Origin of the sequence: Spirulina major PCC 6313, from assembly GCF_001890765.1 — a bacterium.
Lineage (GTDB): Bacteria > Cyanobacteriota > Cyanobacteriia > Cyanobacteriales > Spirulinaceae > Spirulina > Spirulina major.
In genome coordinates, this window is record NZ_KV878783.1 from 2,639,947 (window position 1) to 2,659,072 (window position 19,126).

16 protein-coding genes are annotated in these 19,126 nt (G+C 54.2%); 8 read left to right on the forward strand and 8 right to left on the reverse strand.

Annotated elements, in window-relative coordinates; translation table 11 throughout:
* Window positions 1-136: 136 nt before the first annotated feature.
* Both SPI6313_RS11600 and SPI6313_RS11605 read right to left on the reverse strand, forming a co-directional pair.
* Window positions 137-769, reverse strand: coding sequence for a hypothetical protein (locus SPI6313_RS11600; RefSeq protein WP_072621144.1), 633 nt, complete (start codon window positions 767-769; stop codon window positions 137-139).
* 53 nt (window positions 770-822) lie between these two features.
* The gene (locus tag SPI6313_RS11605; protein WP_072621145.1) at window positions 823-1,617 is read right to left on the reverse strand and encodes a type 1 glutamine amidotransferase; all 795 of its coding nucleotides are present in this window, start codon (window positions 1,615-1,617) and stop codon (window positions 823-825) included.
* Window positions 1,618-1,928: 311 nt separating this feature from the next.
* Here SPI6313_RS11605 and SPI6313_RS11610 point away from each other — a divergent pair, with 311 nt between their 5' ends.
* The 7 genes from SPI6313_RS11610 to SPI6313_RS11640 all read left to right on the forward strand — a co-directional run bounded on the left by SPI6313_RS11610 (window position 1,929) and on the right by SPI6313_RS11640 (window position 9,053).
* The gene (locus SPI6313_RS11610; RefSeq protein WP_072621146.1) at window positions 1,929-2,624 is read left to right on the forward strand and encodes a response regulator transcription factor; all 696 of its coding nucleotides are present in this window, start codon (window positions 1,929-1,931) and stop codon (window positions 2,622-2,624) included.
* Between the two features lie 207 nt (window positions 2,625-2,831).
* Entirely contained in the window at window positions 2,832-3,188 is a 357-nt protein-coding gene (locus tag SPI6313_RS11615; RefSeq protein ID WP_084668995.1) for a CZB domain-containing protein, read from the forward strand.
* A gap of 65 nt (window positions 3,189-3,253) precedes the next feature.
* The gene (rarD, locus tag SPI6313_RS11620) at window positions 3,254-4,165 is read left to right on the forward strand and encodes an EamA family transporter RarD (RefSeq protein ID WP_072621147.1); all 912 of its coding nucleotides are present in this window, start codon (window positions 3,254-3,256) and stop codon (window positions 4,163-4,165) included.
* A gap of 120 nt (window positions 4,166-4,285) precedes the next feature.
* Window positions 4,286-5,170 carry a ParA family protein gene (locus tag SPI6313_RS11625; RefSeq protein ID WP_072621148.1) on the forward strand — a complete coding sequence of 295 codons (885 nt, stop codon included), beginning with the start codon at window positions 4,286-4,288 and terminating at the stop codon, window positions 5,168-5,170.
* A gap of 149 nt (window positions 5,171-5,319) precedes the next feature.
* Window positions 5,320-6,210 carry a ParA family protein gene (locus SPI6313_RS11630; RefSeq protein ID WP_072621149.1) on the forward strand — a complete coding sequence of 297 codons (891 nt, stop codon included), beginning with the start codon at window positions 5,320-5,322 and terminating at the stop codon, window positions 6,208-6,210.
* A gap of 306 nt (window positions 6,211-6,516) precedes the next feature.
* Window positions 6,517-7,773: a Zn-dependent hydrolase gene (locus SPI6313_RS11635; protein WP_072621150.1), complete on the forward strand. Its 1,257-nt coding sequence runs from the start codon at window positions 6,517-6,519 to the stop codon at window positions 7,771-7,773.
* A 59-nt stretch (window positions 7,774-7,832) separates the two neighbouring features.
* Complete coding sequence (locus tag SPI6313_RS11640) at window positions 7,833-9,053, forward strand: M20 metallopeptidase family protein (protein ID WP_072621151.1); 1,221 nt, start codon at window positions 7,833-7,835, stop codon at window positions 9,051-9,053.
* Here the strand turns inward: SPI6313_RS11640 and SPI6313_RS11645 are convergent.
* The 5 genes from SPI6313_RS11645 to SPI6313_RS11665 all read right to left on the reverse strand — a co-directional run bounded on the left by SPI6313_RS11645 (window position 9,009) and on the right by SPI6313_RS11665 (window position 14,861).
* Window positions 9,009-11,027, reverse strand: coding sequence for a GAF domain-containing sensor histidine kinase (locus SPI6313_RS11645; RefSeq protein ID WP_217650578.1), 2,019 nt, complete (start codon window positions 11,025-11,027; stop codon window positions 9,009-9,011). The two genes, SPI6313_RS11640 and SPI6313_RS11645, sit on opposite strands and share 45 nt — an antisense overlap.
* Window positions 11,028-11,704: 677 nt before the next feature.
* A complete protein-coding gene (locus tag SPI6313_RS11650; protein WP_072621153.1) occupies window positions 11,705-12,343 on the reverse strand; it encodes a class I SAM-dependent methyltransferase in 639 nt (212 codons plus the stop codon).
* Window positions 12,340-13,500 carry a nucleotidyltransferase family protein gene (locus tag SPI6313_RS11655; RefSeq protein ID WP_072621154.1) on the reverse strand — a complete coding sequence of 387 codons (1,161 nt, stop codon included), beginning with the start codon at window positions 13,498-13,500 and terminating at the stop codon, window positions 12,340-12,342. The genes SPI6313_RS11650 and SPI6313_RS11655 overlap by 4 nt, the downstream gene beginning before the upstream one ends.
* A 70-nt stretch (window positions 13,501-13,570) precedes the next feature.
* Entirely contained in the window at window positions 13,571-14,326 is a 756-nt protein-coding gene (locus SPI6313_RS11660; RefSeq protein ID WP_072621155.1) for a segregation/condensation protein A, read from the reverse strand.
* A gap of 91 nt (window positions 14,327-14,417) precedes the next feature.
* Window positions 14,418-14,861 (reverse strand): KTSC domain-containing protein, encoded by a 444-nt coding sequence (locus SPI6313_RS11665; protein WP_217650579.1) that lies wholly within the window; start codon window positions 14,859-14,861, stop codon window positions 14,418-14,420.
* A gap of 135 nt (window positions 14,862-14,996) precedes the next feature.
* Here SPI6313_RS11665 and SPI6313_RS11670 point away from each other — a divergent pair, with 135 nt between their 5' ends.
* Window positions 14,997-16,364 (forward strand): YcjF family protein, encoded by a 1,368-nt coding sequence (locus SPI6313_RS11670; protein WP_072621156.1) that lies wholly within the window; start codon window positions 14,997-14,999, stop codon window positions 16,362-16,364.
* 30 nt (window positions 16,365-16,394) lie between these two features.
* On the opposite strand, the gene pheT is transcribed toward SPI6313_RS11670, so the two are convergent.
* Complete coding sequence (gene pheT / locus SPI6313_RS11675) at window positions 16,395-18,809, reverse strand: phenylalanine--tRNA ligase subunit beta (RefSeq protein WP_072621157.1); 2,415 nt, start codon at window positions 18,807-18,809, stop codon at window positions 16,395-16,397.
* Between the last annotated feature and the right edge of the window lie 317 nt (window positions 18,810-19,126).

The following is a 19,126-nucleotide window of genomic DNA, read 5'->3' on the forward strand; positions in this document are numbered from 1 at the left end:
CGGAAATAATCCGGTAATTCCGTCATGCGAGCATCTTGCTCGCTAGAGGTTGAGAGCCGTTTTCAATGGCCGGATGAAATGGTTACCTCCATCAGCCCCTTGATGTCTTAATCGCATCCGCATCACACTGGGGAGCTTACTTTTCGTTGGTGAGGGGGATAAAAAGTTTTTGTTTGGCGGCGTATTGCCAGGCAATGCCGTCGGGGTCTTTTTCTCGGCTCCAGTCGGAGAAGCTGCTGTCGGATTTGCGCTTGGTGAGGGTTCCGGAATGGACATCGAGGCGTTTGGCGAGTTCCGCTTGGATGAGGGCTTTTTGGGGGGTGGGATCGCTAGGGGTGAGTTCTTCCGGGGTGAGGGCTTCGGGATCGCTGGCTGGGGTGCTGGTGTCAAAGATTGCGCCTAAGGCACTGGCGGTGAGGAAATAGTAAAGTGTGCCACGCTCTGGGACGACTTTGCGCTGGGCTCCGTATTCGTTGGCGCGATGTTCGAGGAATTGTTGGGCGGTGTTGAGGGCAAGATCGCAACGGAGGGAAAGATCAACCGCTGTGAGGCAGCCTTTATTTTCTTTGAGGAGGGCATTAAAGGCAGGATTGATGCGATCGCCCAAGACTTTCCATTGATATTGTTGCCAAAGCCGCAACGCAATACTGAGGGCAACAATGGCAAGCAGAATCGGCCAGGCGGAGTAGAGAAAGACAACAAACAATGCAAACGGAATAATCAGGATCAAAATTCCGGTAGTGCCTCGATCGATTGCCTGTCCAGCCATGATTCTCATCTAGTGCGAAAGTGCAATAGAGGCAAGTGCCCCTTGCCCCTAGTTTACGCTGTCTTGAGCAGACTGGATAACTCTAATCGTTTAAACAGGGCGGCTCTTGCCTGAATTGCAAGGGAGTCATCGAGTTTCTGCAACGTCACCTGGCGATTGTACTTTTGCAGCAGGGCGGTTTGGATCAGCCAGTCGGCGAGGAAGGGATTTTTGGGCAAGAGGGGGCCGTGGGAATAGGTGGCGATCGCATGGCGATGCAACGCCCCTTCCCAGCCATCTTCGCCATTGTTGCCGTAGCCAATCATCACTTTGCCGAGGGGTTGAGTTTCGCCTAAATAGGTACGGCCGCCATGGTTTTCAAACCCCACCACGATCGGCGGTTCGGGCCAGAGGGGTTCGAGGGCGGCAACTAATTCAGGGGAGACTAATTCAAAGGCAACATTGCCAATACACCGGGGTGTATTCAAGCCGGGATGTTTGGTGACGAGATCGAGCAACCCTAGGCCGTCAATGCGTTGACCGATGCCGGGTTCATAATACTTGCCGAGGAGTTGCGGTGATCCACAGGTAAACACGCCGGGGATGCCGTGGTCGAGTTGCGATCGCAACTTCGCCGCCTTCTCCCCTTGCAGGTCGCGCATCACGATTTCTTGCTGCCGATCCTGCGCCCCGCCCCCGACGATCACATCCACCTGATCGAACTGCTCCGGGGTGGCATTTTGATCTAAACGGACAACGGCAACATCAATGTTGCGCCATTGGCAACGCTGTTGCAGACAGATCACATTGCCGCGATCGCCGTAGGTGCTCATCAAGGTGGGATAAAGCCAACCAATCCGCAGTTCCATACTGTACCCAATCCATTTATTTCAAAAAGTGTGCCACACCCCCTGCCGAAAACCAAGCCTACCCCTGTCTTGGTTAGGCTAGCGCGATCGCGCTCCTGTCCAGTGGTCGCCAATGCTTTCCCCACCCTCTAAAAATCCTAAACCCACAAGACTGATACAAACTCCTGGCCCATCTCTCCGTTTTTCCTTGAGGCAAGGGGCTTAGTCTCCTTGTTTGCCTGTCTCGCTGCGTAAGTCCTGACCCAACTGCTACAGTAAAAGGATCACTAGCGATCCTGAAAACTCTTAACCTATCCTCCGCCCCTCTGACTATGACCGACATTCCTAAACTCTTATTGGTAGATGATGAACCGGGCCTGCGCGAGGCCGTGCAGATCTATCTTGAAGATGACGAAGAATTTGCAGTGACGGCGGTGGCCAGTGCCGCCGAGGCCTGGGTGATGTTGGAAAAAGAGACCTTTGATTTGGTGATTTCTGACTTGATGATGCCCCAGGTGGATGGCTATCAGTTTTTGCAGCAACTGCGTGAGGATGACCGCTTTAAGAATTTACCCGTAATTTTTCTGACGGCGCGGGGGATGACGAGCGATCGCATTCAAGGCTATCAAGCTGGCTGTGATGCCTATTTGCCCAAACCCTTCGAGCCGGATGAACTGCTAGCGATGGTGAAAAACCTGCTGGCGCGGCGAGCCGTGGCCGAAGCCAGCCAAGGGGACAGCGCGAAATTAGAAGCGATCGCCCGCGAACTCGCCAGCATCAAAGGAATGCTCGATCAACGCCCCGGCATCACCCAATCCGCATCGCCCATCCATATCGACCTCACCCCCCGCGAGCAAAGTGTCTTAGACCTCGTTGCCCAAGGGTTAATGAATAAAGAAATTGCCAGCCATCTCGAAACCAGCGTCCGCAACGTCGAGAAATACGTCAGTCGGCTGTTCAGTAAAACAGGTACAAACAGCCGCACCGAACTCGTCCGCTACGCCCTCGAACATGGCTTAACCCATTAAAAAACCGCTCTATAGCGATCCTCAATCAATCGTAAATCCATAATCCCCGCTAACAAGGGGCTTAAGCCCCTTGCCTGTTCATGAATCAAATAGGATTGCTATATCAAAATTCTTGAAGCATTTCTGTAGCTTTTAAGGATATTTTCAGATGCTCAAGGGTGGCAGGTTAGGGTGGAACTAAAGGATTCAAGCGGTGGATTAAAACCCATGATTGACTTCACCCTGGCGAAAACGAAACATGCGATGTGGGGCCTACAATTGAGCACCTATATCGGTAGTGATAATGCAACCCCTCCTGCTTCTTGCCTCACCTCCTATCGGCAATGCAAGCTGGGTACGTGGTTGTACAGTGATGGCTTGTCGAGCTATGGTCATTTTCCGAAGATGCGAGATCTCGAACGAGTGCATCGGCAACTTCATGAGATGGCCCAGGAGATTGTGACGCTCAAACAGCACAATCAAGTTGCTGCTGCTCAGCAAAAATTGATCGAGATGCAGACCGTGAGTAATGAGATTTTGCACTTACTCGATCGTGTGAATCAGAAGTTTAGTGAGTTGCGATAGGATGGTCACTCTGTGGACAATGCCCATGCTGGCATCCAATTGACCCTAACCCACACCATCACGCAATGAACCGGACACCCGCCTCAACAACCCTGACGGGAGTTTTCTATGCTGTCTTCGCCTACGGGGCTTGGGGACTGCTGCCGATCTATTGGAAATTGTTTGGCGTGATTCCGGCGGTGGAGGTGTTGAGCCATCGGATGATTTGGTCGATGGTGTTTCTGCTGAGTATTTTGACGGTGCAGCGACGCTGGCCGGAATTGCGGCAGGTGTTGCGATCGCGCCGCCAACTCCTCGGCCTATTCATCACCACCAGTTTACTCGCGTTCAATTGGGGCATCTATATCTATGGCGTGAACAGCGATCGCGTCGTCGAAACCAGCCTCGGCTATTACATCTGCCCCCTCGTCACCATGCTGCTGGGGTTGGTGGTGTTGCGAGAACGCCTGAATTGGGTGCAGTGGGTCGCGGTGAGTTTGGCCGGGGCGGGGGTGGTGATCTTCATTCAAGATTTGGGGCAAGTGCCTTGGATTGCCCTAGGGTTAGCCTTTTCCTTTGCACTGTATGGATTGCTGCGCAAAATGATTGCGATCGCGCCCTTGGTGGGTCTCGCCGTGGAAACCCTGATGATCGCGCCCCTGTTGCTGATTTTAGTGGGGGCCTGGGAACTACAGGGCCTGGGACATTTCACCGCTACCCCCGGCATCACCCTCGCCTTTATCGGAGCCGGAGTCGTCACCTCCATGCCGCTACTGTGGTTCAACAACGCCGCCAAACGCCTGCCCCTCGTCAGCCTCGGCTTTTATCAATACCTCGCCCCCACCCTACAATTAAGCATCGGGGTCTTTCTCTACCACGAACCCTTCACCACCACCCACGGCATCACCTTCGGCTGTATTTGGGCCGCCCTCGCCCTCTATTCAGCCAATACCGTGATGCTCAACCGTGTCAAACTCCACGAGCAGTCTTCAGACTAAATCACCCTCACCCAACCTGCGGCCACGGGACTATCCATTCCGTAGGGGATTGTGCCAAGATGAGCATGATTTAATTGCGGTTGTTCCGTTCCACCCACGCCATCTGCCACACCAATACCCATGGGATATGTTGTTTCAATCGTCAATATGAAAGGGGGCGTGGGTAAAACCACGGTCACGGTCAACATAGCGACCTGTTTAGCGCGGGATTATCAAAAACGGGTGTTGATCGTTGACCTCGATACCCAAGTGAACGCCACCTTGAGTGTGATGTCCCCCCTGGACTTTGCCAAGCTCAAAAAAGAACGGCGCACCCTCAAAACCCTGGTGAATCAAACCATTCAAGCTGATATTGGCCAGCCCTTGAGGATTCAAGAGGTGATTTATCGTGATGTTTGTGGTGTGCCGGGGCTGGATATTTTGGCGGGGGATGTGGAACTGTTTGATGATTATTTGCTGTCGGCGTTGATCAATACGAAGGCGATCGCTAACCAGCAGAATTACGAAAAAACCTGGAATCGCGTCGAAAACTACCTGATGCGGATGATCCTCAAACCCGTGATTCGCAACTATGACGTAATTTTGATTGACTTCCCCCCCGGCGATAACCTGATCACCCGCAGTGCCGTCCTCGCCAGTCATCTTTACCTGATTCCGGCCCGCGCCGAACCCTTGTCCGTGGTGGGGATCGGCTTGCTGGAAAGTCGGATTAAACAGTTGCGGGAATGCGATCGCACCAAAATTAAAATGATCGGCCTCGCCTACACCGCCCGCGGCCAAGCCAGCAACATGGAACTCAAAGTCAAGCACCGCCTTGAAGCCGAATTTGGCCCCGCCAACATTTTCGCCACCGAAATCCCCCAAAACGTCGATGTGGCCAAAGCCGTCGAAGACTATCAACCTGTCGTGATCAACAACCCCAAAGCCCCCGGCGCTCGTGCCTTTCGCAAACTCACCGCCGAATTCCTTCAAAAACTCGCCAAAACCGTGCGCGGCAAAAAATAACCCCAACCCCAAACAGATTCCGGTACAGTGCTAAAGGTTCAAGCAATCCGTTTTTTTGCCGGAATAAAGTCCGCCTAACTCTAGGTAAACAAGGGGCTTAAGCCCCTTGCCTCCCTCCCTTTCTGCCTTTATATCTCTGCCTTTACGCCATGACCCTTGTTTTCAGCACGATTAATATGAAAGGCGGTGTCGGCAAAACGACCCTCACCGTTAACCTCGCCACCTGCTTGGTGCGTGACCATCAAAAACGGGTCTTAATTGTTGATTTAGACTCCCAAATTAGTGCTACGTTGAGCGTTTTATCTCCGCAAGACTTCGGGAAATTACGACGCGGCCGCCGCACGCTGAGTTACCTCATTGATAAAGTCATTCGCCCCTATATTGTTCGTAAGTTTTCCACTCCGGATATGATTTTAAAATCGGTCTGTGATCTGCCGGGGTTGGATTTATTGCCGGGTGATATTGAACTATACGACGAATATATTGTGGCGGAAACCTTGTATAAACGCACCGCCGAAGCAGCAGATTCGCAAAAGTTTGCTGAAGTGTGGGTCCAGTTTGAAAAGAAGCTCATGCAGTCAATTTTAGAGCCCATTCGCGATCAGTATGACTATGTTTTGATGGACTGTGCGCCTGGGTATAATCTTTTGACGCGGAGTGCGATCGTTGCTAGTGATTTCTATCTTTTGCCTGCCCGTCCTGAGCCTCTTTCTCTGGTGGGTATTCAATTGCTTCAACAACGTATCGCAAAGCTCAAAGCGCAATATGATCCAACCTTGACTGCTAACTTATTAGGGATTGTGTTTATCCTGTCGGGTGGGTTATTTAGTGGACGCTATTATAGTCAAGTGATGCAACGAATTAAACAGGATTTTGAACCCAACTATCTGTTTGATACCACAATTCCGATGGATGTGAATGTGGCAAAGGCTGTTGATGGCTTTACGCCAGCGGTTTTAAGTACTCCCAATTCATCTGGATCGCGGGCCTTTGGCAAGCTGACGGGGGAATTTTTAGAGAAACTTTTGAGCGTAACTTAGGCTACTCCCTGGAACTCGCAAAACAGCGTAGGCTAGGGGGAGAGCCAAACGTTATCGGGTGGGCTGTTTTCGGTTCAACGTCTAGGGGAATTGATGGTCAAAGCGTTAATCGGGCCGTGATTCTGGGTAAGGGTTTGAGGCTTTTTGTGATCTTGCCATGCGCGATCGCTCCATTCCAGTTTGACCTTCAGATCCCTTGAAACGGCTGGCGGCGTTGTGTTTGTTCACCCGATAGGATAGGCGCTTGATAGCGATGTTCATCCTGGCTGATTTGTTCCATTATTCATCTACCCCCTCACTCCTTTTATGACGACCACACCCCGCATGAGTTTGCCCTTGGTGAATTGCGATCGCCTCCTCCAAAGTATTGATGATCTGGCAAATGTTGGCCGTTTGCCCCAAGGTGGGGTGCGTCGCATTGCCTATAGCCCCGAAGATTGCCAAGCCCGCCAGTGGGTACAGAACCAGATGACCCAAGCGGGGATGACCGTGCGTATTGATCCGGCGGGGAATGTGATCGGCCGCTATCCGGGTCAGCAGGATCATCTGCCGGTGTTGGCGACGGGGTCGCATCTTGATACGGTTCCTTGCGGGGGGCGGTATGACGGGGCGTTTGGGGTGTTGGCGGGGCTGGAGGTGGTGCGATCGCTCCATGACCGCAACCTCCATCTGCGCCATCCCCTAGAGGTGATTGTCTTCACCGACGAAGAAAGCAGCATGATCGGCAGTAAAGGCATATCCGGGCGGGTGTTTCCCGATCCTGACTATTACCGCCGTCCCGATGGCGAATCGATTCAGGACTGTCTAGCGCGGGTGGGGGGCAATTGGGATCAGATTCACCTCGCCCAACGCCAACCCCACGAAATCGCCGCCTTTCTGGAATTGCACGTTGAACAGGGGCCGATTCTCGAATCGATGGGGAAAGCGATCGGCGTGATTGAAGGGATTGTCGGGCAACGCCGCTATCAGATCAGCGTCGAAGGGCAAGAAAACCACGCCGGAACTACGCCGATGTATATGCGCTGTGATGCGCTTGTGGCCGCGTCGCGGGTGGTGTTGGCGGTGCATGAGGTGGCGAATACACCAGGGCAACAGGTGGCCACGGTGGGGCAGATTCAGGTGTTTCCCAATGCGGTGAATGTGGTGCCGGGTCGGGTGGAAATGAGCTTGGATATTCGGGATTTGTCCAGTTTGCACATCGATCGCCTCTTGGAGCAGTTGGATTTGCATGTGCAGGAAATTGCGATCGCCACCAACACCAAAATTCGCTTTGAACGTCGTCTGCGCAACGAACCCGCCCTGGCTGAACCCCACCTCCAGGAGATCATCGCCACCGCCAGCCAAGCCCTCGACCTGTCCTACACCTACCTCCCCAGTCGTGCCAGTCACGATGCCCAAGAACTCGCCGTCATTACCGATATGGGCATGATTTTTGTGCCGAGCGAAAACGGGTTGAGTCATTCCGAGTTTGAATACACCTCCCCCGAAGAATGTGTGCAGGGGGCGAATGTGTTATTGCATAGTCTGATCCAGTGCGATCGCTACTACAGCGACACCCATTAAGATCAAACCGTTCAACGTAGTCAACTCAGGCTGCCCATTCCTCACTCTTTAATCGTCCTATGGTTTCCACATTTCCGATCGCACCCACCCTGGATCTATCTAAGGTGCGCCTTGACATTCGCAACCTGCAACGAGACCTCGTGCAATGGCGGCGGCAGATTCATCAACAACCGGAACTCGCCTTTGATGAACGCCAAACCGCCACCCTGATCGCGGCAAAGCTCACTGATTGGGGTATTGATCATCAAACAGAAATCGCCAAAACTGGCGTAGTAGCAACGATCGCAAGTTCCAATCCCGGCCCCGTCCTCGCCATTCGGGCGGATATGGATGCGCTCCCCATCCAAGAAGCGAATGATGTTCCCTATCGTTCCCAACAAGAGGGCAAGATGCACGCCTGCGGCCATGATGGCCATGTAGCGATCGCCCTCGGAACGGCCTACTATCTCGCCCAGCATCGAGATGCCTTTTGCGGCACGGTGAAATTCATTTTTCAGCCCGCCGAAGAAAGTGTCGGGGGCGCAAAACCGATGATTGAAGCCGGCGTATTGCAGAATCCGGACGTGGACGGGATCATCGGGTTGCACATTTGGAATAATTTACCCTTGGGGACGGTGGGCGTTCGCAGCGGGCCATTAATGGCGGCGGTGGAATGTTTCCGCTGCACGATTTTAGGCAAAGGCGGCCATGGTGCAATGCCCGACCAAACCATTGATGCCGTTGTCGTCGCCTCCCAGGTCGTCAATGCCCTCCAAACCATTGTCTCCCGCACTATCAAGCCCCTCGATGCTGCGGTGGTGACCGTGGGCGAATTTCATGCCGGCACAGCCCTCAACGTCATTGCCGATACAGCCCGCCTCAGTGGAACCGTGCGCTATTTCAACGCCGACCTAGAGGGAACGATTGGCGATCGCATCAACACCATCATCGGCGGCATCTGCCAAAGCCACGGAGCCACCTACGACCTCAACTATTGGCAACTGTATCCCCCCGTGATCAACGATACCGCCATGGCCGAACTCGTGCGCTCCGTCGCCGCCGACGTGATCGAACCCGACCTTGGCATTGTTCCCGACTGCCAAACCATGGGCGGCGAAGACATGTCCTTCTTCCTCCAAGCCGTACCCGGCTGTTACTTCTTCCTCGGCTCCGCCAACCCCGCCCAAGGCTGGGACTATCCCCACCATCATCCCCAATTTGACTTTGATGAAAGCGTTCTTTGCATGGGTGTGGAATTATTTGTGCGGTGCGTTGAGCGCTTTGGGCGTGAAGATCGGTGAAGCTGAAGGAGTGGGGTGAAGCGTAGGGTGACGATGGGGAATGGTAATCCGGAACTCCGTCCCTTGGCCCAGTTGAGAGTCAATCTCAATCTTGCCATGGTGGCGATCCACCACAATCTGATAGCTAATCGATAGCCCCAGACCCGTGCCTTTCCCAATCGGTTTCGTGGTGAAAAACGGATCAAAAATCTGGTTTTGGGCATTCCTCGGAATACCATTGCCATTGTCCCGAATGCAGATGTGGATCATCTGCCCCTGTTGGGCAGTGGCAATGGTTAAGCGGGGTTGAAATGCCGGATCGCCCTTGGCTCGTTCTTCTAAGGCATCCATGGCATTACTCAAAATATTCATGAACACCTGATTCAACTGCGCCCCATAACATTCAATGAGGGGCAGGGTTCCATAGTGTTTGTCCAGCTTAATGGGTTGATGGCTTGTTTTACCCTTTAAGCGATGCTGCAAAATGAGCAAGGTGCTGTCAATCCCCTCATGGATATCGATCGCTTTCATCTGAGACTCATCTAGGCGGGAAAATGTCCGCAGGGAAAGCACAATTTGCCGGATGCGCTCTGTGCCCATCCGCATGGAATCTAGAATTTTCGGCAAGTCTTCAGCAACAAAGTCTAAATCAATCTCCTCGGTGCGCTCTTGGATCGCCTGGGGGGGGACGAGGTAATACTCTTGATAGAGCCGAATCAGGTCGAGTAAATCTTGGGTGTAGTTGTCAATGTAGGTGAGGTTGCCAAAAATGAAATTGACGGGGTTGTTAATTTCATGGGCGACCCCGGCGACGAGTTGCCCCAAGCTGGCCATTTTTTCGTTTTGGATCAGGTGGGTTTGGGTTTGTTGGAGTTCTTTGATGGCGAGGGCGAGATCGGCGGCTTGGGTGCGGGTGGTGTCGAGGAGTTCAGCCTGTTGGAGGGCAATGCCCAATTGCATGCTGATTTGGGTGAGAAGTTCGACTTCGTAGGGTTGCCACTGCCGAGGGGTGGAGTTTTGGTAGACGGCGAGGAGGCCCCAGAGTTTGAGGGATTGGAAGATGGGGACAATGATGTAGGCGCGGGCTTGCAGTTGTTCGATCAGTTCAACGTGACAGTCGGAATATCCAGCTTTGTAGATGTCGTGGATCACGGAGGGTTCGTTATCGCGGTAGCGGCCGCCGGCGGTTTCTTGGAGATAGGTGTCGGCGATCAGGGGATGGGATTGGAGGAGCGATCGCCATTCCGGGGCCATGGATTCCGCCACAATCTGGCCACTCCAATCCGGGGCAAAGCGATAAATCACCGATCGCTCGACGGTTAACAGTTGGCGGGTTTCTTGGGTGGTGGTTTCAAAAATGGTTTGGATATCGAGGGAGCGGCGAATTTTATCGACGGTGGTGGCGAGGGTGCGTTCCCGCTCCATGGTTCCGGCCAGTTGTTCCGTTTGGGCCTGGAGTTGCTGTTGGTGCTGGTGGTTTTCGAGGGCAAGGCTGAGGATTTGGGCGAGTTGTTCGGTGAGTTCAATCTCCTCTTGCGTCCACGATCGCGCCCCCTGACAGTGATAAATTCCCAGCAATCCCCAGAGGTGATCATTTTGGCGAATCGGCACAATCAATTGGGCGCGAATTTGAAAGGTGCGCAACATTTCGAGGTGACAGGCACTAAGTCCGGCGGCTTCCACATCTGCGATCGCGCTCATCGTTCCCTGGGCATACCGCTGCATTAAATGATGCCCAAAATAGGAATCCTGCACCGTCACCAACAGCCCAGGAGTCCAATGGGGATCAACCGATTCAGCGATAAACACCCCATGGCCATCCCAACTCGATTCAAACTGAAAAACCCCCACCCGATCCACCTTAAAAAAGGCCCGCACATCAGTCACAACATCAGCAAACAAGGTGGGGATTGATTGGGTATGATGGATCGCCGCAAAAATATTTTGGAAGAGTTGATGGGAGGCACTCCAATGGGGTTGATCCAAGTCACTCATCTGAGATAGTGGGGTTAGAGCAACGGTGCGCTCGGTTTGCAGATTTTCCATGACTAATCAATCGCGAACCATCGCCGGATAAGGATGAACATTGAAGCAGAGTACAACGCTAGACAAACGGTAGACATTGAGGATGTATCGTCTAGATTTATCCTAAGATGCAGCATTCCGAAAAGCGAGTAGCTTTTCGTTTTGTAACAGAATCCCATCACCCTCTGCATTCATAATTAAAGTTATGTGAATATTGATCCCCATTCTGTTACGGGAGTTTTAGCGCTTGTTCATACATTACCCTCACCCCAAACCCCTTTCCCTATGGGAGGGGGGCTTCTGATCTGGATATGATGATTTCTGAACAAGCTGTAGCAATGTTATTACCTATGGCGACAGATTATCCCTCAGCAGAGTAATCCCTATTTTCTGGCTTGAATGGCTTCCCAAGACTCAACCAGTAGAATCTGTTGCGATTACCTAGAATGGGACAAATTACCTAATTTCGTCAATCCTTAAAATCCGTATTTATACGGATTAATTGTAATAGTTTATCGTGTATTTGATTGCACCAAAAATTGCTCAAGATCAGCCATCAACAACTATCAATCGCTTTAACAACCAGGGTGCTTGAGGTGATGCGATCGCAGTCTTTTCCCTGCCACAACATCCCTCAATTTTCCCCGTTAATTGGGGTCGGCCTGCGGTTTTTTGCCCACCAACAGGGCCATTTCTAGCCACTTCCAATAGCAATCCACATCATTAAACCCCAACTCCCAGAGCCAATTTAATTGCGTCTGCACATCGAGGAGTTGATTCGACGGGTCATCTTCGTGCTCACCGTAGCCAATGGATTCCAGAAAATGGCGATGGAGCGCGGGGGTTGGCGAGGAAACATGTTCAAGATTACAGAAAATGCCACCGGGTTTGAGTTGGGCGAAGATTTCCCCGTAGAGGCTGCGCTTGCGATCGTCGCTGAGGTGATGAATGGCAAAACTAGAGACGATCGCATCAAACGACCCCAAGGCGGGCAATGGCTCATCAAGGTTATGGGCCACCACAGTCACGAGGGGATCATCCCCAAAACGGGCGGTGACTTTTTCGAGCATCGTTGGGGAAAAATCCAGGACGACACATTCCATGAAGGGGCGATCGCACTTCAGCAACGCCGCCAACCGACCATCCCCCGTCCCCACATCCAACACCCGCCACACATCGAGCGGCACATGATCCAACACCACCCGCTCCCCCTCAGTACGATGGGGAATCCGATCCGCCCGGCTTAAATAGCTCAAGGCGTGCTCTGCTGAAGTCCATCGATTCATTGTTCGCTTAAGAGATCTTCCATATCTTTGCGTTCTGCCGGTTCCGACAAGGGCAAGCTTTGGCGCGTATCGGTAATCAGCCAATCCAACGCCGCCGCCTTCACATCAATCGCCGCCCCATTTTTATCCACACAGTAGCGACCAAACACCAGCTTATCCACCAAACGCACCCCCGGCCCCAGGCGCGAATATTCAAAAATCACACTATTATCCACCGTCGCCCCAGCGCAAATATGACAACTGGGGCCAATCATCGACGGGCCGATAATCGTCGCCCCATCTTCAATCCAGGTCATGCTGCCGATATACACGGGCCCTTGAATGTTCACCTTGTCCCAGTTCACCTGAACATTCAGCCCCGTGTAAACCCCCGGCCGTTCTTCCCGGCCAGGGATGCCCACGTTTTTAATTTCACCGGTCAAGACCCCGCGCACCGCCTGCCAATAGTCGGGGACTTTGCCAATATCCACCCATTCAAAATCCATCGCCACGGCATAGAACGATGCACCCATCTCCACCAATTTCGGGAACAGGTCGCCGCCAATGTCGTAGACTTCTCCGCTGGGGATGTAGTCGATCACTTCCGGCTCGAAAATATAGATCCCGGTGTTGATCATCGTGCTGAGGGCTTCATCAACGGCGGGCTTTTCTTGGAAGGCTTTCACTCTGCCGTTGTCGTCAGTGACCACGACTCCGTAGCTAGAGACCTGCGCTTTGGGGACGGTTTTGGTGATGATGGTGGCGATCGCCCCCCGTTCTTTATGCCAGCGCACCGCTGCGGTCAAGTCCAAATCAATCAGCGCATCCCCACACAGCACCACAAACGTGTCATCAAAAAAGGGCTTAAACTCCTGAATCCGTTTAATGCCCCCCGCTGAACCGAGTGCTCTCCCCACAAGCTGACCATCAACAATATTGCCTTCAAAGGAATAGCCCAATTCCACCCCAAACCGCTGGCCATCCCGGAAATAACCTTCAATCTCATTCGCTAAGTGGCTCACATTGGCCATGATTTGCGTGAAGCCATGTTTGCGTAACAGTTCTAATAAGAACTCCATGACCGGCTTTTGCAGGATAGGAATCAACGGTTTGGGGATGGTGTAGGTAATAGGGCGAACCCGTGTCCCCTTCCCTGCTGCCAGAATCATGGCTTTCATGCGTATCTATCCTCGTGAATTATCTCAACAGGTTATGCGATCCGATTTTATCCCATCTTCTGAAACCCACTTAGGTGATCAGGGGTTTTATCGAGAGGTCTTGGTAAAAGTCGGTTTGAGAAAGTTCGACCTTTGATTGGGAACTGAGGAGCAACAGCGCCCAAAATACCCCCACTCGTTCATGGGTGGTGGCGGGCTTGGTTTGGGCCGCAGACCACCATTCGACCAGTTGTTCAAGCAGGATGGTGGTGTCGGTGTGGTCGGGGTTATGGGGGAGGACTTCGCGGACGAATTGCTCTAGTTGGGCGGCCATTGCCGTCAGGTTTTCGTCGTGGGCGAGTTGGGTAATGTGTTTGACGGCTTCTTTGCGGGTGTAGCCCCGTGAGGGGGAGCGCGATCGCAAGGGTTTACGGTCTAGCACTGCACCCATTTGTTGTATTTGGGCGATCAGTTCCTGGAGGGTGACGCGGCGACGACGCAGGGGCGGCGCAGTGGGACGGCGGCGAATGTGGCGTTCCATCCGGGCGGGTAATTCCCGTTCCATCGGTTCGAGATCATCGCCAAAGTCTTCGGGTTCGTCGGGTTCGGGGTTTTGATCGGCTTCGAGGGTTTGGGCTTTGAGCAGCACCAGCATCGAGGCCCAGAGGAAGGCTTGACCCGATTGGGGCAGGTCGGCGGCATCGGGTTCGAGGGCTTGGGGACGGACAAGGTTTTGGAGGTAGCGATCGATCACGTCAATCACCTGCACATCCCAGGGGTCAATTTCTCCCCGTTGGGCGAGGTCAAGAAGGACGGCGATCGCTTCTTCGGCTAGATTTTGCGGCACAGGGCAATCTCAACAGATACAGGCAGGAGCGGCGCAACCCGCCCACTCCTCCCGATTTTACGCACATCTGAGGGTTTTGGGTGCAGGGGGGTTAACTAAGACGCTCGGAAGGATACGCACCTTTGATCACCTGATTGTAATAGTGACCGGGCGATCGCGTTTGGCACAGTTCCTCCCACACCTCCGGCTCGACTTGGTCGTATTCATACACCGCCCCATTGTGAAACTCGATTTGCAATGATTCGGTTTCCGGGTCATAGCTGAGGGAACGGGTGCAGTGGGAAGCCGGTGTGGGTAACGATTCCGGCGCGTCCAATGCCGGGATTGCCCCACTGACCAAGTCCGCCACCTGTTGCAACCCTTCATAGGCTTGGATCGGGGCTGGGACGGCGAGATATTCGAGATCTGCACCGCGATCGATTAACAGCCCTAACCCATGGTCGTCATGGGCGATCGCAATCAAATTACTCAGATCAATTTTTTCAAACTGCATCGTGAAGAGGGGAGAAAGGATACTTGAAATTATAATCAACATTGATTGAAAATTCAACATCTACGTCAGACTTGCTCACGGGTCGCCTGATCTCTGGACTTCAATCCAGCCGGGGAGCGCGAAAGGGGGGCAGTCTCCCGGTAGGATGGAAGGAAGACAGTTGCGGGAGACAAGGGCATGGGGGTTCGGGTTCGGAAACCGATTTTGATTGGGGGCGTGGGGTTATCGTTTGCGCTCTGGGGTTGGATTTCCCTCCAGGATTCGCTATTGGATTGGGGGACGGTGAGCCTCTGGGGGCTGATGGCGATCGGGGGTGGGCTATGGTGGTTCCGACGCGATCGCCCCTCCCTCCCCACCGTAGCCAAACCGCGATCGCCCCTCACAGCGGCCGACCTCACCACCGCGAAAACCCACCTCAACACCCTGCGCCAACTCCTCGCCACTGAATGCCCCCAGGTGGATCAACGGGTCTGGGATCAGGGGTTGGCGCAATTAGAACAAGGCGACTCGTCCCCCTTCACCGCTGCGATCGTCGGCTCCCCATGGGTGGGTAAAACCGCCCTCCAGCAGGCTTTACCCCATGATCCCCACTGGCACAATGTCGAAACCGCAACACCGACCGCGCAAACTGCCGCTCTCCTGTATCTCGTCAATGGCGACCTCACCGCCGCTGAATTGCAGCATCTCCAGCAATGGCAACAACAGCATTACCCGATCCTGCTGATTCTCACCAAGCAAGACCAATATCCTGAAGAGATGCGGGCCATCCTCCTCGATACGCTGCGCCAGCGGGTGCAGGGATGGATTGCAGCGGCGGATGTGGTGGCGATCGCCGCCGCCCCCAGTCCGATCACCGTCCGTCAACATCAGGCCGACGGCTCGATCCGTGAATTCCAAGAACCCCGCCCTCCCGAATTGGACAGCCTCCTCCCCCGCCTCGCTCAACTCACCACGGAAACAGAGGCGATCGCCCGCGCTCAACAGTGGCGGCAGGTGATGGCGATCCAAACGGAGGTGAAAGCGGCCTTAAACGGAGCACGGCGCGATCGCGCTCTCCCGATCCTCGAACGCTACCAATGGATCGCCGCCACCGCTGCCTTTGCCAACCCTGTCGCCGCCTTGGATCTGTTGGCTACTGTTGCGATTAATGCCCAATTACTCGTTGATCTCGCCCAACTCCACGGCCAACCCCTCGCCCTTGACCAAGCCAAGCCCGCCGCCCGTTCCATCGGGGAACTTCTCCTTAAACTCGGCGCAGTGGAACTTTCCACCCAAACGATCACCGCTGTGCTCAAAAGTAGCCCCGTCACCTATGCGGCGGGGGGGTTAGTCCAAGGCATCAGCGCGGCGTACCTAACGCGGATTGTGGGGTTGAGTCTGATCGACGCTCTCCAACAACAAGACCCCACCCAACCGCCATCGGCCCTCAACTGGGACAGCCTCAGTCAAGGGATTCAAGGCGCGATCGCTCAAACCCAACAGACGGGCAGGGTGGCGAGTTTTGTGGCGCAGATGCGATCGCGCCTCCTCAGCCAAGGGACGTAGCTTCTCATCATCGATAGGATGCGCTTAACGTTAACTCCGCAAGGTGACGTTGAATTGACTCACGAGGGCATCACGAATGGCTTGATGAACGGGGTCAACGTCGTCATCGGTGAGGGTGCGATCGCTGGCTCGGTAGGCCAAACTAAAGGCTAAACTCCGTTGCCCGTCGGGGACGTTGTCACCCCGATAGTCGTCAAAGAGTTCAACACCGGTTAGGAGGGTTTTGCCGGTGGTAAGCATGGCAGCACTGAGGTCGGCCACGGTGAGATCGACGGGGGCAAAGAAGGCTAAGTCGCGCTCAACGGCGGGGTAAAGGGAGAAGCCCCGGAAATCGGCTGTGCCTTGGGCGGCGATCGCCGCTAACAACACCGCTGCATCAAGTTGGAACACATAAACCGCTGCGGGCAAGTCGCGATCGCGCCGCACTTCCGGATGGAGTTGCCCAAAAATGCCCAGGTTCTGATCGCCGATGTGAAGCGATGCCGTCCGGCCGGGGTGAAGTTGGGGCGCGTCGGCGTGGGGTTGGTAGGTGACGGGGATCTTGAGGGCGGCGAAGATACTTTCGAGCACCCCCTTGGCCTCGTACCAGGTGAGGGGTTGACCCTTGCCGCCCGTAGCCCAGCGGCCCATGACATCGCGATCGCCGCCGAGAATGCCCGCGATCGCATCCCGTTCACAGAGTTTTTTCCCATCTTGATAGAACACACGACCCCACTCAAAGCCATTTAACGCCCCATTCCCCCGCGCTTGGTTATAGACAAAGGCATCGATCAACCCAGAGATTAACTCATAACGCAGGGCGGAATATTCACTGAGCAGCGGGTTTGAAATTGTGATTTGGGCTTGCTCCGGCTTCACCAAGGAATAATGCACCAATTCCGTTAACCCAGCGGCGCGGCAGAGACTGCGGATCTGTTGACGGGCTTGGGTGGCGAAGGGAACCATCCCCGGTTGGGTTTTGTTGGGGAGGGTGTCGCAAAAATGGTCATAGCCGTAGAGCCGCGCCACTTCTTCGATCAGGTCAATTTCTCGCTCTAAATCTCGATAACGGTAGGGGGGAATCGTCACCATCCATTGCTCCGGGGCGGTGGGGGCTAATTGACACCCCAAGGCGCTTAAAATCCGCTCCACATCCGCAGCGATAATCTCGCCAGTCTTGACGGGGCCGAGAATCTGCTGTAACCGGGCCAAGCGGAGGGGAATTTGGCGGCTCCATTGGTCGGGAGCGGGGCGGCCATCGTGACGGCCTTGGGCGGTGACTGTGCCGCCAGCGAGATCGAGGATCAGGGCGATCGCACGATTTGCCGCCTGTTCGAGTTCCGCTTGGTTCACCCCCCGCTCGTAGCGGGTCGAGGCTTCGGTGCGCAAACTTTGGGCGCGGGACGATCGCCGAATCGCCACGGAATCAAACAGGGCCGCTTCGAGGAGTAGATTCACCGTGCCGCCGTGGACTTCGCTACTGGCTCCCCCCATCACCCCGGCCAGGGCCACCGGGTGATCATTGGCGGTAATTAATAAATTTTGGGGTTGGAGGGGGCGGTCTTGGTCGTCTAAGGTTTTGAGGGTTTCCCCCGCCTGGGCGAAGCGAACCCCAAGGGTGAGGGCTGCGGAGTGGGTGATCGCCTCCAGGCGATCGCAATCAAAGGCGTGCAACGGCTGCCCCCATTCCAGCAGCACATAGTTAGTAATATCCACCACATTATTAATCGGTCGCACCCCTGCCGCTTGGAGCCGGAACTGGAGCCAATCAGGAGAGGGTGCGATCGTCACCCCTGCGATCATCGTGCCGAAATAGGCCGGGCAGGCGGCGGATTCAGTCACCTGTACCGTGAGGCGATCGCTCACCGGAGCCGTCACCGCCGGAATATCGGGTAACGTCACCACCGCATCCGTCAACGCCGCCACTTCCCGCGCAATCCCCACCACACTCAACGCATCGGCCCGGTTCGCCGTCGAAGTCACATCCAGCACCACATCATCCAACCCCAAGAGCGGCCGCACATCATCCCCCGGCGTTAAATCCGGCTGCGTAAACACGTGAATTCCTTCCGAATCCTTTTCAAGACCCAATTCCGACAGGGAACAAATCATCCCTTCGGACTTGATCCCACGTAACTTCGTTTTCTTTAACTTCAGGTCAATGGCCGGCAAATAGGTTTTCGGCAGTGCCACGGCCACCTGTTGCCCCGCCGCCACATTTTTCGCCCCACAGACGATCGTAGACGGCTCCGCTGCACCCACATCCACCGTACAGACACTCAACTTATCCGCATTGGGGTGCTGTTCTCGCGTCAGCACCTGACCCACCACCACCCCATCAGCCCAGGTGCGGCGGTCTTCAATACCCTCCACTTCAAACCCAGCAATGGTCAGAGTTTTGGCAAGTTCTTCCGGAGTAAGGCTGAGGGGAACGAATGTCTGTAACCAGTGAACGGAAACCAGCATGAGTAATGTTGTTTCTTGAAAAAGACCCGACTATCCATAGTACCGTTTTGCCCTGCGTTCCGACACAGATGCCCAAAACTTGCGTTTAACCCTGTTGCGGCTCCGGGATGTCCGTGGGGCGATTGAGGGAGATCAGGATGGTTTTAGGACTGTTGTGATCAAGGGCGATCGAGGATCAGGGATTATCTTGGCCAGTGATTATTTCAGTGTCTGTATTTATACTGAATATTTTCGCTGTGGAAATGAATAGTAATGGTGTATTTTTCTGGCCAAAATAAACGAAACTATTTGTTACAGAATGATGCCGAAAGGAAGAC